The organism is Mycobacterium tuberculosis H37Rv (genome assembly GCF_000195955.2).
GTDB lineage: Bacteria > Actinomycetota > Actinomycetes > Mycobacteriales > Mycobacteriaceae > Mycobacterium > Mycobacterium tuberculosis.
In genome coordinates this window covers 257686-271571 of the sequence record NC_000962.3, presented here as the reverse complement: position 1 = coordinate 271571, position 13886 = coordinate 257686, and the positions used below count along the sequence as shown (strand labels likewise).

Genomic DNA, 13886 nt, shown 5'->3' with positions numbered 1-13886 from the left:
AGGCGACGTGCGCTGGTTCCGACCGGGGTACGCGCTGGTCTTGGTGCTGCTGTTGGCCGCGCCGCTACTGCGGCCCGGATACCTACTGCTGCGCGATGCAGTGTCCACACCACGGTCGTATGTGTCGGCCAACGCCCTAGGGCTGACATCGGCGCCCCGGGCGACTCCGCAGGACTTCGCGGTCGCTTTGGCGTCACACCTCGTCGACGGCGGCGTCGTGGTGAAAGCGCTGCTGCTGCTGGGGCTTTGGCTGGCGGGCTGGGGCGCGGCCCGACTGGTCGCAACGGCACTACCCGCAGCGGGGGCAGCCGGCCAGTTTGTCGCGATCACGCTGGCGATCTGGAATCCCTATGTGGCCGAACGACTTTTGCAGGGCCATTGGAGCCTGCTGGTCGGCTATGGGTGTCTGCCCTGGGTTGCGACCGCGATGTTAACGATGCGAACAACGGTTGGCGCGGGTTGGTTCGGGCTTTTTGGGCTGGCGTTCTGGGTTGCGCTGGCCGGCCTGACCCCGTCCGGGCTGCTACTCGCCGCGACAGTTGCGGTGGTGTGCGTGGCGATGCCCGGCGCGGGCCGCCCGCGCTGGCAATGTGGGGTCGCGGCGTTGGGCTCCGCGCTGGTGGGTGCGCTGCCCTGGCTGACGGCGTCGGCGCTGGGCTCGTCGTTGACCAGCCACACGGCAGCCAATCAGCTTGGGGTTACCGCGTTCGCGCCACGCGCCGAACCGGGGCTGGGCACGCTTGGCAGCTTGGCCAGTCTCGGTGGGATCTGGAACGGCGAGGCCGTACCTAGCTCGCGGACAACGCTTTTCGCAGTGGCATCCGCCGTCGTACTACTCGCCATGGTGGCGATCGGACTACCGACTGTGGCGCGCCGGCCCGTGGCAGTGCCGCTGCTGACACTAGCGGCGGTGTCCGTGATGGTCCCGGCTGTCCTTGCGACCGGCCCAGGTCTGCACGCGCTACGGGTGGTGGTCGATGCCGCACCCGGCCTGGGCGTGCTGCGCGACGGACAGAAGTGGGTCGCGCTGGCGGTACCCGGATACACACTCTCCGGTGCGGGCACGGTGCTAACGCTGCGACGCTGGCTGCGACCGGCAACGGCGGCGGTGGTCTGCTGTCTGGCGCTGGTCCTAACGCTGCCTGACTTGGCGTGGGGGGTGTGGGGCAAGGTTGCGCCTGTGCACTACCCGTCCGGTTGGGCGGCGGTGGCAGCGGCGATCAATGCCGATCCCCGGACGGTTGCGGTCTTGCCCGCGGGCACCATGCGGCGCTTCTCGTGGTCCGGTTCGGCACCGGTACTCGATCCGCTCCCCCGTTGGGTTCGCGCCGATGTGCTGACCACAGGTGATCTGGTCATTTCCGGGGTGACCGTTCCCGGCGAAGACGCGCACGCCCGGGCGGTCCAGGAGCTGCTGCTCACCGGGCCCCATCCGTCAACCTTGGCCGCGGCCGGCGTCGGGTGGCTGGTCGTCGAATCCGACAGCGCCGGCGACATGGGCGCGGCCGCACGCACCCTCGGCCGGCTAGCAGCGGCGCACCGCGACGACGAATTGGCTCTTTATCGGGTCGGCGGCCAAACCTCCGGTGCATCGTCGGCCCGCCTCAAAGCGACAATGCTCGCGCATTGGGCGTGGCTTTCGATGCTGCTGGTCGGCGGCGCTGGCGCGGCCGGCTATTGGGTGCGCCGACACTTACACCACTGCGAAGACACGCCGGCGAGCCGCGCCCAGGATTAAGTCTGTCGAAGCCGGCTCAAACCACGCCGCTGACAAAACGGCTGGCCTGCACTGCCTCCAACACGCTGCGCAGCGCTTCGGCGCTTTGCCGCCAGGAGAACTCACCGCTACGCGCCTGTGCCTTGGCGCCGAGTTGGTCACGCAGCACCGAATCGGACAGCAGTTGTTCGAGCCAAGCCACCAATTCGGCCCGGTCGTCGACCAATATGCCGGTCACCCCGTCGACGATCGAGTCCGCCAAACCACCGGAGGATCTGTACCCGATGGTGGGCACGCCGTGCTGGGCCGCCTCGATGACCGCGAGCCCCCATCCCTCTTTACGTGAGGGCAACAAGTGCACCCAGGAGCTTTGCAGCACATGGTGTTTGGTCACATCGTCGACATGCCCGTGAAAGGTAACGGCGTCAGCAATGTCGAGCCGGTGCACATGGTCAACGAGGCGCTGCCGCCACCAGCCACCGCCGACGATGTCTAGGTGCAGGCCCGGTATCCGAGGCTGTAGCTCCGCGACCGCTGCCAACGCGTCCTCGATCTGCTTGTGCGGCACCAGCCGGGAGAGCACCACCACACGCGGCGTGGGCGCACGTGGGCCGGACAACGTTGGCGACGGCGCCTCGTCGAGGCCGTTGCGCACCACAGCGATCCGCTCGCTGTCCACACCGAGGGCGATCAGATCCCGCGCCGACGGCAGCGACACCGTCACGTACTGGTTGCGCCGGTGTAGCCGTGGCGACAACATCGACTCGACATACCAGCCGAGCCGACCCATCATCCGCCCGGCCACCGGCCACTGCTCACGGTGGCAATGGTGTACCAGTACCAGCGACCGCCGGCCATACAACAGCCGGGCCACAAACGGCCAGCCGTTTTGGGTATCGACGACCACATCCGGGCGCACTCGGCGCAGCGGCCCAAGCCCACATCGGGCTGCGGCCATCGCCAGCAACGCCCATAGATACACCGAGTAGCGCCCGCCGGCACGACTGATCCGCACCCCGTCGACCAGTTCATGCCGTGGCGCACCGGGATAGCGAGCGGTGCGCAACGTGACTGCAATGCCCGATGCGGCCAACTGAGCCCCGATGCGTTGCAGATAGGCTTCGCTCCCGCCCCCCTGGGGGTGCCCGATGTCGCGCCAGCACAGCAGCAACACCGAGCGCAGAGCAGACATTGGTCGATAGCCTAGCGGGCCGTAGGGTGTGCCAGGTGGCGGTCACCGATGTGTTCGCGCGACGGGCGACACTGCGGCGCTCGCTGCGACTGCTGGCAGACTTCCGCTACGAGCAGCGCGACCCGGCACGGTTCTATCGCACACTGGCGGCCGACACCGCAGCAATGATCGGCGATCTGTGGCTGGCCACACATAGCGAGCCGCCAGTTGGCCGTACGCTGCTCGACGTTGGCGGCGGGCCGGGGTATTTCGCGACGGCGTTCTCCGACGCCGGTGTCGGCTACATCGGCGTCGAGCCGGACCCTGATGAAATGCATGCCGCCGGACCTGCGTTCACCGGCCGGCCCGGCATGTTCGTCCGGGCGTCAGGCATGGCACTGCCGTTCGCCGACGACTCGGTAGACATCTGCTTGTCCTCCAATGTCGCCGAACACGTGCCGCGCCCCTGGCAGCTTGGCACCGAGATGCTGCGGGTGACCAAGCCAGGCGGGTTGGTCGTGCTGTCCTACACGGTTTGGCTGGGGCCATTCGGCGGGCACGAGATGGGCCTCAGCCACTACCTCGGCGGCGCCCGCGCCGCCGCCCGATATGTCCGCAAACACGGCCATCCGGCAAAGAACAACTATGGGTCGTCGTTGTTTGCCGTGTCCGCCGCCGAGGGTCTGCGCTGGGCTGCCGGCACCGGAGCCGCGTTAGCCGTATTTCCCCGCTACCACCCCAGATGGGCGTGGTGGCTGACATCCGTCCCGGTGCTGCGTGAGTTCCTGGTGAGCAATCTGGTATTGGTGCTCACACCCTAATAATGGAACACGTTCTCGTTTCGCGTTCGGCTTGGGTAGGGTGACGCCATGACCGCCGGCGACGATGCCGAGCGCAGCGATGAGGAGGAGCGGCGCATATGTCTGACAGTGCCACGGAATACGACAAGCTTTTCATCGGCGGCAAGTGGACCAAACCGTCGACCTCCGATGTTATCGAGGTACGCTGCCCAGCCACTGGGGAATATGTCGGCAAGGTGCCGATGGCGGCCGCCGCCGACGTCGACGCCGCGGTCGCCGCAGCACGTGCGGCGTTCGACAACGGCCCCTGGCCCTCGACCCCGCCGCACGAGCGTGCGGCGGTGATCGCTGCGGCGGTCAAGATGCTGGCTGAGCGCAAGGACCTGTTCACCAAGCTGCTCGCAGCCGAAACCGGCCAGCCGCCGACCATCATCGAGACGATGCACTGGATGGGTTCGATGGGGGCGATGAACTACTTTGCCGGTGCAGCGGACAAGGTCACCTGGACCGAAACCCGCACCGGCTCCTATGGACAGAGCATTGTCAGCCGTGAGCCGGTCGGTGTGGTGGGCGCGATCGTGGCCTGGAACGTCCCGCTGTTTCTGGCCGTCAACAAGATTGCGCCGGCGCTGCTGGCCGGCTGCACCATCGTGCTCAAGCCCGCCGCCGAAACACCGCTGACCGCAAACGCTTTGGCGGAGGTGTTCGCCGAGGTGGGCCTGCCCGAGGGGGTGTTGTCGGTAGTGCCGGGAGGGATTGAGACCGGTCAGGCGCTGACGTCTAACCCGGACATCGACATGTTTACCTTCACCGGCAGCTCGGCCGTCGGCCGAGAGGTCGGCAGGCGTGCCGCTGAGATGCTCAAGCCGTGCACCTTAGAACTCGGCGGCAAGTCGGCGGCCATCATTCTCGAGGACGTCGACCTGGCCGCAGCTATTCCGATGATGGTGTTCTCCGGCGTCATGAACGCCGGACAGGGCTGCGTCAACCAGACCCGCATTCTGGCTCCGCGCTCCCGGTACGACGAAATCGTGGCTGCGGTAACTAATTTCGTAACGGCTCTCCCGGTGGGCCCGCCGTCGGACCCGGCAGCTCAGATCGGGCCGCTGATCTCGGAGAAGCAGCGGACTCGCGTTGAAGGCTACATCGCCAAGGGCATCGAGGAGGGCGCTCGGTTGGTGTGCGGCGGCGGCCGTCCCGAGGGCTTGGACAACGGCTTCTTTATCCAACCCACCGTATTCGCCGATGTCGACAACAAGATGACCATCGCACAGGAGGAGATCTTCGGGCCGGTGCTGGCCATCATTCCTTATGACACCGAGGAGGACGCGATCGCGATCGCCAACGATTCAGTGTATGGGCTGGCGGGCAGCGTGTGGACCACCGACGTGCCCAAAGGCATCAAGATCTCGCAGCAGATCCGCACCGGGACATACGGAATCAACTGGTACGCCTTCGATCCCGGCTCACCCTTCGGCGGCTACAAGAACTCCGGAATCGGCCGCGAGAACGGGCCCGAGGGTGTCGAACACTTCACCCAGCAAAAGAGTGTCCTGCTGCCGATGGGCTACACCGTCGCGTAGCTGGGCTAGGTGCCCGTCCAACGGGGCCGGCGCCTCTCGGCGAACGCGATCGCACCTTCCTTCGCGTCGTTGGAGGTGAACACCGGCACCAGGATCTTCATCTGCTCAGCGAACATAGTGTCGGGACTCCACCCACGCGACTCGGTGATAATCCGCTTGGTGGCCACCACCGCCAGCGGCCCATTGGCGGTGATCTTCTCCGCCAACGCGATCGCAGCATCGAGGGCGGTCCCCGGCTCGGCCAAAACGTTGACGAGCCCCAGCTCGTGCGCGCGTTCGGCCGGTAGGTTGTCACCGGTCAGCGCCAACTCCATGGCTATCGCATACGGGATGCGCTCCGGCAACCGCAGCAATCCCCCGCCGCCGGCAACCAGACCCCGCTTGACTTCAGGAATCCCGAACGCCGAATCCCTGGCCGCCACGATCAGGTCGGCAGCAAGCGCCAGCTCGGTGCCACCCGCCAACGCGTAGCCTTCCACCGCAGCAATGAGCGGCTTGGTCGGCGGACGTTCGGTAAAGCCAAGGCCGCGACCTTCGACGACGACATTCTCGCCCCGGGCGAACGCCTTGAGGTCCATGCCCGCGCAGAACGAACCGCCCCCACCGGTCAGGATTGCCACCGACAGGCCGGCATCGCCGTCAAGCTGATCCATCGCATCGGCCAAGCCCCGGCTGACTGCGGCGTTGACCGCGTTCTTGGCTTTCGGGCGGTTGATCGTGATGATCAAAATCCGATCCCGCTGTTCTACCAGAACCTCAGGTTCGGTGTTGGCTGCGTCGCTTTCGCTGCTCATACTGGCCTCATACTCGTCCGGTGTTTCGTGTCATGCCTGCGCCATCGCGGACTCGACGACTGTCAACTCCACGGAAAGACCAGCGGCGCGGCGTATTTCGATGAAGTCCGCGATCATTCCCGCGGTTACTTCATGCGGGTCCTGCACGGTGGAACCATCGGTTAACACCGAGATATTGAGCTGATCGACATAACTCCACACCGTGATATTCAATCCGCTACCGGCGGTCAACGGGCCCACCGAATAGATCTCGGTGACCAGCGCGGCCCCCACGCGGCCGCGTTCGCGCGGACCGGGAACATTCGAGATATTCAAGTTGAGTACCTTGTTCTGCCCGTCGCGCTCAGACAACCACCGGAACAAGGCTTCCGCACCGGCAGGTGGCCAGTAAGCCGCCCAGCGGCTGATCAACTCCGGTCCCAAAAGCTGGTGGCTCTCCTTGGCGGAGACCGCGTTTTCGTGACAGACGCGCACCCGCTGCAACGGGTCGTCGGAGTCGGCAGGCAGCGCCACCAGCATTCCGGTGAAGCGGTTACCGGAGATCCGCTCCGGTGAGAAGTCGTAACTCACCGGGACCGACGCCAGCAGCGGTTCGGCCTTGCCGTCATAGCGCAATAGCAGGGTACGCAGAGCGCCGGTCGACATGGCCAGCACCATGTCGTTGATCGTCGCCCCCAGCAACTTGGCCGTCGCCTTCACGTCAATCAGCGCCAGGGTGGCGGTGGCGAACCTGCGCTCCGGGGTGAGCCGGTGATTCATGAACGTCGGTGGCGGGGTAAATGGCATGGTCAGTGCGGGTGAGAGCTTGCGCGAGCTACGTCGCACCCGGCCTAGACCCTGCGTGGTGTACCGGATGGTTGCAGGAATCCGGCCGAGGTGGCGCAAGTGGTCGATGAACGCCGCGGACAGCAACTGCCGCTTGGTAGGAGCGGGGTCAGGCACATAGCGGCCGACCTCCGGTCCCGGCAGCAGATCCATCCCCCGTGCCATCATGTTTGCCGAGGCAACACCGTCAGCCAACGCATGGTGAATTTTGGCAACCACCGCGATCCGGTGGTTGGCAAGCCCCTCAACGAAGTACATCTCCCACAGCGGGTGGTCGCGGTTCAGCGGGGTGCTGGCGATTTCTCCGACCGCCTCGTCGAGTTCGCGCCGACCCCCCGGGGCGCGCAACCGCCACGGCCGGATGTGGTAGTTGAGATCGACCTGGCAGTGCTCCCGCCACATCGGGTGATGGAACTTCAACGGGACATCAACCAGCTGATAGCCCAATGGCTCAAGCTTATGCAGCCGGCCAGCGATCACCTCGCGAAACGCGTCGACACCGAATTCCTGTCTGTCCGAATCCAATTCGATCACGGCGACCTTGAGTGTGTGCATGTGCACATTCGGGGTCTCGCTGTAAAGCAGTACCGCGTCCCAGCCGCTGAGCCGTTTCACCGCAGCCCCCTACTCATAGGGCGACCATACAATTGGCCGGCGTTTAGATGACCTCTTTCGCGAACTGTGCCCGGCTGCGATGAACCTGGTTGAGAAACAGCGCGATCGCGTGTGCCGTCGGGCCGGTGCGAGCGCCGTCTAGCAGGTCGAAGCCGTGGCCCGCACCGGGCAGCTCCAGGTAGCCAACCTGTGAGCGGGAGACCGCTCGTAACCGCTCGACAAAGCTCCGCGCCTGCTCAACCGGGATGACACAGTCACGGCTGCCATGAATCACCAGGAATGGCGGTGCATTTCTGGTGACTCGTTGGATCGGCGACGCGTCACGGAACACTTCGGGGTGACGATCAATCGTGCGCTGAACCACTACCCGCTCCAGAAAATCGACGAACCGGGCACGTTCCGGGGTGGAGCGGTCCTCCCAGTCGTAGCGGCCGTAAATCCCCACCACCGCGTCGACCGACGTGTCGGAGCCCTCTGGCAGCTCGGCCTGATATTGCGGGTCGTTGGCGGTGAGCCCGGCCAGCGCGGACAAGTGGCCGCCGGCCGAACAACCAGCCACCGCAATGAAATTGCGGTCACCGCCGAATTTGTCGACATTGGCCCGTGCCCACGCGATGGCGGTCTTGACATCCAGGATGTGTCGTGGCCAGCGGTGATGCGGTGCGACCCGGTAGTCGATCGATAGGCACACCCACCCCTGTGCGGCCAGCCGAGACAGCACCGCATACCCCTGGATGGCGCGACTGCCGTGCACCCAGGCACCGCCTGGGACGAAGATCAACACCGGCGCGGGTTTGGTGGGCATATCTTTGCGGCGCCATACGTCGAGCAACTGGGCCGGGTCGTCGCCGTAGAGGACGCGACGGCGGTGGACGTAACGGCGGTGGCGCAGCGCCCCGCAGACCGGCGGCGTGCGCTCCGGCGCCGGCCATTCGACGGCAAGGTCGTCGGGCGAAACGATGCCGCGTAAGGCCGCGACGGAAACCTCCTGCGTGCTGGCACGATCTCGACGGCGAACCTCGTTGATACCGGGGGTCAGTAAATCCTTCGCCGTCGCGGACAAGAAATCGGATGCGTGCCGGGCGCCCCAGACGCCGATGGCAGTAACGCCGCCGAGCGGCTTGAGGTGCTTACCCACCACCGGTAGCGAACCCCCGGCGACACTCAAGGCCAGCATATAGTCAGCGGGACGGGCACGTAGCAACCATCTGATGTAGGCCACACCGGTTGACCCGGCGGCGCGTCGCTGGTTCATGGTGGGAGCCTACTCCTCGTCGATCGCGTCGACCCGCGAACACCCCGCTCGGCGCCGCCTCACGTGCGCCACCACCAGCCGAATGGCGTAAGCGGCCGCGCTGATCCCGAACGCGACCGCGGTGAGCAGCAACCACCTGCCCAGAAATGGTTCCTGCGTCTGTCCGGTCGCATCCAGGTATGTCGGCGCACCCTGTCTGATGATGCCGGGCAGGAAAACCAGCAGCGTCAAGCCGGCTGCCAGCGCCGGGATCCGAATGTAGTTGCGTACCGGTAGTTCCGGGCGGCGGCGGGGCGCCGAGACGTCGCGCCTGCCGACTAGCCTGGCCAGGATCCGGTCGGCCAGCGCGTAGAGCGGGTACAACAGCAGGTCGTGGGCTACGACGGCGGCGACAAACCAGACCGCGATCGACTGCCACCAGGTGGCCTGGTTCCACAGCGCCGAGGGCCTGGCGGTGGCCACGATGTAGCCCAGCAGGGCGAAGCCAGACACCATCGCCAGCAGGTGCAATGGACCTGACCCGTAGGAGTTTTTGAAACGCGTTGCAATGTCGAACATTTCACCTCTTGTGGAATTCGATGCCAGCGACCCATTTCGTGTTGTGCACACCGGGCAGTGCGGGAACGATGATGCGGGCCGGGTAGCCATGATCCAGCGACAGATCCGCCCCGTCGACCCGCAACGCCAGCAGCGCATCGGGGTCGGCGATCTGGTTTGCCGCCAGCTTCGCCTCGCCGAACGCCCCGCCGCGCTGCAGCGATGTAACCCGTGCCGAGCGCGCCGCCGGCACGCCCGCCAGCAGCGCCAGCTCGGCCAGCGGCACGCCGCTCCAGGTGCGCACGGCCGACCACCCTTCGACGCAGGCCAGCGGCAGCCGGGCGGTGCGTTGCGGCAGGCCGGCCAGCGTGGCGCGATCCAGCACTACTTCCGCAGGCCCGCCACACAGCACCAGCCGCCAGTCGGGGCCAATGGCCTCCGCGGTGATCCCGGCGGCGGCGGCGGTCTTGTTGACCGGGAAGTCGCCCGGGCTCACGACACGGCCCCGGGGCAGCAGCAGGGCGGCCTTGCGGGTGAACCCGCCCAGGGTTTGCCCAACCGTCAGCACCCCGATCAGCAGCACCCCGGCACCGACCAATCCCAGGGCACCGCGTCTGCTTAGCGTGGCCTCGCCCGGATTGACCGACACCAGCCCGTCCGGATCGCACGGCTGCGCCCGGGTGTCAGCCACGTTGGTACCCAACACTTCTCGCATCGGTATCGATCGCAACCCGGTGACCATGTGGGGGATCTTGACCACGATATGCAACAGGAAACCCGCAATGAAGACCCAAGCCCCAAAATAGTGGCCGGTGTAGAAGCTGAACCCGAAGATGTAGTCATACTGAATGTTGAGCACGCCGGTGACGATCTGGAACAGGATCCCACCGACCAGCATCAGCACCGACAACCGTTCGAGCACCTGGGCAATCGAGCGCGCCGGCGGCCACACAAACAGCCGCGGTATCACCGACCACAACTTGGCCAGCACCACGGGAATGATCACCAGCCCCAGCCCCACATGCAGCCCCTGGGTCAACCGGTACAGCCAGGACGGACGGGTGGGCCAGGTGAAAGCGGGGAGTCGCAGCCAGCCGACGTCACCGGGGATGGCCTGGCCCAGCTGCGGCGCATAGGCGATATAAGAAAGTAGCCCGGTGATGATGACGAAAGGCAACGCCACCAATAGCACCAGGCCGAACACCGACGTCAACCACGGACCACGCAACGGGCTGCGAAACCGGGTGAGCCGGTGCAACGCCGGCGGTGGATGCCGCTGCAGCCAGCGCCACAGCCCGGCGGGAAAACCGTAGGCATCCTCGGCTTCCGCCCCTCTTGCTGGATCACTCATCAGGCCACCATCCCGATCCTCGTTCGACTAACCGCAGCCTGCCAAAGCCATCGCTGTACCGAGGCGAAATTGCGCCGACGCATACTGGACCGGTGTCCGGCAACGAAGTCCACCCCGACCTGCGTCGCATCGCCGTCGTCACCCCACGACAGCTGGTCGGTCCTCGCACCCTGCCAGTCATGCGGGCATTGATCGTCGTCGCGGGGCTTCGAATGTCCCGTACACCCCCCGATATCGAGGTGCTCACCCTGGAATCCGGGGTCGGTGTCCGGCTATACCGACCCGCCGGCAGCAACGAACCAGCGCCCGCGCTGCTGTGGATCCACGCCGGCGGATACGTAATGGGCACCGCGCAACAGGACGATCGGCTCTGCCTCCGGTTCAGCAGCAGACTGGGCATCACTGTCGCATCGGTGGACTACCGCCTGGCGCCGGAAAATCCGTATCCTGCCGCCCTGGGCGACTGCTACTCGGCGTTGACCTGGCTGGCCAGCCTGCCGGCGGTGGACCCCGCGCGGGTGGCAATCGGCGGCGCTAGTGCCGGCGGCGGCCTCGCGGCGGCGCTGGCTCTGCTTGCCCGCGACCGTGGCGGCATCACACCGGCATTTCAGTTGCTGGTGTACCCCATGCTCGACGACCGGCCGTCGATCGCCCCCGCCAACCCGCACTACCGGCTATGGAACGGGCGCGCCAACCGGTTCGGCTGGCGGGCATATCTTGGCGATGCGGACGCACGGGTCGCGGTCCCGGGACGGCGTGACGACCTAGGAGGGCTGGCGCCGGCATGGATCGGCGTCGGCACCCACGACCTGCTCCACGACGAGGATCTGGCCTATGCCGAACGTCTGACAGCAGCCGGGGTGCCATGCCAGGTAGAAGTAGTCGAAGGCGCCTTCCACGGTTTCGATCGTGTGGCCCCGAATGTTGGGGTCTCACAAAGGTTCTTCACTAGTCAGTGCAACAGTTTGCGTGCCGCGCTGGCCCTTAGTAACCGAACCTAGAATTGCAAGGCGCTAAAACGCCAGTCGAGCACCTGCCGATCGGGCTCACTCGCCGAATCGCTGACCGCGTAGACCAGTGACCGCAGTCCCAGCACACCCCCGTCTGCGTGGGCCTGCGCAGACTCGATATGCAGCTCGCTGTAGAGGGTGTCGCCCTCGTGTACCGGAGCGGTGTGGTCGCAGGATTCCCAGTCCAGGACGGTCGCCAGGTTAGGCAATAGCCGGGTTGCCTGCGCGAGTGCCAGTCCGATGGTATGCCCGCCGTAGACCAGCCGTCGTCCGCTGACCCGCCAATCATGGTGCGTAGCAGCGATATTGAGGGTGAGCCGAGCCAGCTCCGGCGCTCCACTGACCAGGTCTGCGGTGCTATGCAACACCGCACCGGCAATACCGGCATCGAAGTGCGGCCCGGGAACCCGCTTTCGGAAAACCGCACCGTCCCAGTGTGCGGTTGGATCGGCGGCCGGCGCCGGCGCGTCGGCACCGATCCTGGACAAGTCGTCACCTGGCACAGCGCCGGGTTTCCAATCGGGGCTGGCGGGCAGCATGGCGCACCGGTAGAAATCGAGCACCAACCGATCGGTCCGGTCGATCGTGGTCATCCGCAGCCCCGCCAATCCGGTTGGCGCACGGCCCGGTTTGGGCGAGTTGGCTCGCAGCCCCACCACCTCGGTACGGGTGTAGAGGGTGTCGCCCACTGCCGGAAATCGGTGAAACCTGAGCCCGCGGTAGAACAGGTTGGCTTTGACCCGCTGAGTCGCCAAAGTTGACTGGCCGATCGCCACATCGCAAACCAGGCCCGGATGCGCCAGCGGCCCCGGCATACCCGTCACCGCCGCACACAGGTCGGAGTCCAGAGCCAGGCGTAGCCGGTTACCCACGATCGACTGATGGGCGGCCGCCAGCCCCAGCGACAGTGTGACCCCCGGCGCCCAGTCGAACACCTGACCTTTTGACAGGTCATCGAAATAGGGCCCGCCGACGCGGATGCCCCCATACCCGCTAGCCACAACGCCACATGCTGGCAGGCTATCGGACAGGGGGTCAATACGGAGGGCGACAAAAGGTGCGCAACGAGCTCAACGACGACGAAGCGATGCTGGTCGCCACCGTGCGGGCATTCATCGACCGAGACGTGAAGCCAACCGTCCGTGAGGTCGAGCATGCCAATAGCTACCCGGAGGCGTGGATCGAGCAGATGAAACACATCGGCATCTACGGCCTGGCGATCGACGAACAGTACGGCGGGTCGCCGGTGTCGATGCCGTGCTATGTGCAAGTCACCCAGGAGCTGGCACGCGGCTGGATGAGCCTGGCCGGCGCGATGGGCGGGCACACCGTCGTCGCCAAATTGCTGACCCTGTTTGGCACCGAGGAACAGCGGCGGACATATCTGCCCCCGATGGCCAGTGGCGAGCTGCGGGCCACCATGGCGCTAACCGAGCCCGGCGGTGGCTCGGATCTGCAGAACATGTCGACCACGGCGTTGGCCGACGGCCCTGAAGGCTCTGCCGGGTTGTTGATCAACGGCTGCAAGACGTGGATCAGCAACGCCCGCCGGTCCGGACTTTTCGCGGTGCTGTGCAAGACCGACCCGAACGCCACACCGCGGCACCAAGGCATGTCGATCGTGCTCGTCGAACCCGGGCCGGGACTCACGGTGTCGCGGGACTTGCCGAAGTTGGGTTACAAGGGCGTCGAATCCTGCGAGCTGTCGTTCGACAACCTCCGGGTGCCGGTCTCGGCGATCCTGGGCGGAGCCATGGGTCAAGGCTTTTCGCAGATGATGAAGGGACTTGAAACGGGTCGCATCCAAGTGGCCGCGCGGGCGCTGGGCGTGGCGACGGCGGCACTCGAGGACTCGCTGGCCTACGCTCAGCAACGGGAAAGCTTTGGCCGACCGATCTGGCAGCATCAGGCGGTCGGCAATTACCTGGCCGACATGGCGACCAAGCTCACAGCGGCCCGTCAGCTGACCCGCTATGCCGCCGAGCGGTACGACAGCGGCCAACGCTGCGATATGGAGGCCGGGATGGCCAAGTTGTTCGCCTCCGAGGTCGCGATGGAAATCGCCCTAAACGCCGTGCGTATCCACGGCGGCTACGGCTACTCGACCGAGTACGACGTGGAACGGCGGTGAAGGCACCAACGAGATCCAGCGCAACGTGATAGCCGGACAACTGGTGGCCCGGGGCGGGATATAGCCGGTGTCTGGGTGGACAGGTCGGGCCCCCGGC

11 protein-coding genes and 1 pseudogene are annotated in these 13886 nt (G+C 66.0%); 5 read left to right on the top strand and 7 right to left on the bottom strand.

Features of this window, described 5'->3' with window-relative positions:
• The first annotated feature begins 7 nt into the window (after positions 1-7).
• Positions 8-1738: a transmembrane protein gene (locus tag Rv0226c; protein NP_214740.1), complete on the top strand. Its 1731-nt coding sequence runs from the start codon at positions 8-10 to the stop codon at positions 1736-1738.
• Between the two features lie 16 nt (positions 1739-1754).
• Here the strand turns inward: Rv0226c and Rv0225 are convergent, their stop codons facing one another.
• Positions 1755-2909 carry a hypothetical protein gene (locus Rv0225; protein NP_214739.1) on the bottom strand — a complete coding sequence of 385 codons (1155 nt, stop codon included), beginning with the start codon at positions 2907-2909 and terminating at the stop codon, positions 1755-1757.
• Between the two features lie 35 nt (positions 2910-2944).
• Between Rv0225 and Rv0224c the strand changes: the two genes are divergently transcribed.
• Positions 2945-3709 (top strand): methyltransferase, encoded by a 765-nt coding sequence (locus Rv0224c; RefSeq protein NP_214738.1) that lies wholly within the window; start codon positions 2945-2947, stop codon positions 3707-3709.
• A gap of 98 nt (positions 3710-3807) precedes the next feature.
• Entirely contained in the window at positions 3808-5271 is a 1464-nt protein-coding gene (locus Rv0223c; protein ID NP_214737.1) for an aldehyde dehydrogenase, read from the top strand.
• Between the two features lie 5 nt (positions 5272-5276).
• Here the strand turns inward: Rv0223c and echA1 are convergent, their stop codons facing one another.
• From echA1 to Rv0218, 5 genes are read right to left on the bottom strand one after another with little or no spacing between them, the layout of a single operon-like run.
• Complete coding sequence (gene echA1, locus Rv0222; protein NP_214736.1) at positions 5277-6065, bottom strand: enoyl-CoA hydratase EchA1; 789 nt, start codon at positions 6063-6065, stop codon at positions 5277-5279.
• 30 nt (positions 6066-6095) lie between these two features.
• Complete coding sequence (locus tag Rv0221; RefSeq protein ID NP_214735.1) at positions 6096-7505, bottom strand: diacyglycerol O-acyltransferase; 1410 nt, start codon at positions 7503-7505, stop codon at positions 6096-6098.
• A gap of 43 nt (positions 7506-7548) precedes the next feature.
• On the bottom strand, positions 7549-8760 hold the full coding sequence (gene lipC / locus Rv0220) for an esterase LipC (RefSeq protein NP_214734.1): 1212 nt from the start codon (positions 8758-8760) through the stop codon (positions 7549-7551).
• Positions 8761-8769: 9 nt separating this feature from the next.
• Positions 8770-9318, bottom strand: coding sequence for a transmembrane protein (locus tag Rv0219; RefSeq protein NP_214733.1), 549 nt, complete (start codon positions 9316-9318; stop codon positions 8770-8772).
• A 1-nt stretch (position 9319) separates the two neighbouring features.
• Positions 9320-10648, bottom strand: coding sequence for a transmembrane protein (locus tag Rv0218; RefSeq protein NP_214732.1), 1329 nt, complete (start codon positions 10646-10648; stop codon positions 9320-9322).
• Positions 10649-10740: 92 nt separating this feature from the next.
• Here Rv0218 and lipW point away from each other — a divergent pair, with 92 nt between their 5' ends.
• Positions 10741-11649, top strand: coding sequence for an esterase LipW (gene lipW / locus Rv0217c; protein ID NP_214731.1), 909 nt, complete (start codon positions 10741-10743; stop codon positions 11647-11649).
• On the opposite strand, the gene Rv0216 is transcribed toward lipW, so the two are convergent.
• Entirely contained in the window at positions 11646-12659 is a 1014-nt protein-coding gene (locus tag Rv0216) for a hydratase (RefSeq protein NP_214730.1), read from the bottom strand. The two genes, lipW and Rv0216, sit on opposite strands and share 4 nt — an antisense overlap.
• Before the next feature lie 56 nt (positions 12660-12715).
• Between Rv0216 and Rv0215c the strand changes: the two are divergent.
• A pseudogene (locus tag Rv0215c) lies at positions 12716-13853 on the top strand.
• The last annotated feature ends 33 nt before the right edge of the window (positions 13854-13886 follow it).

Excerpts from the sequence above, each read along its gene's own strand:
- Rv0225 (NP_214739.1), bottom strand. The coding sequence starts at position 2,909 with ATGTCTGCTCTGCGCTCGGTGTTGCTGCTGTGCTGGCGCGACATCGGG.
- Rv0223c (NP_214737.1), top strand. The coding sequence starts at position 3,808 with ATGTCTGACAGTGCCACGGAATACGACAAGCTTTTCATCGGCGGCAAG.
- echA1 (NP_214736.1), bottom strand. The coding sequence starts at position 6,065 with ATGAGCAGCGAAAGCGACGCAGCCAACACCGAACCTGAGGTTCTGGTA.
- lipC (NP_214734.1), bottom strand. The coding sequence starts at position 8,760 with ATGAACCAGCGACGCGCCGCCGGGTCAACCGGTGTGGCCTACATCAGA.
- Rv0219 (NP_214733.1), bottom strand. The coding sequence starts at position 9,318 with ATGTTCGACATTGCAACGCGTTTCAAAAACTCCTACGGGTCAGGTCCA.
- Rv0218 (NP_214732.1), bottom strand. The coding sequence starts at position 10,648 with ATGAGTGATCCAGCAAGAGGGGCGGAAGCCGAGGATGCCTACGGTTTT.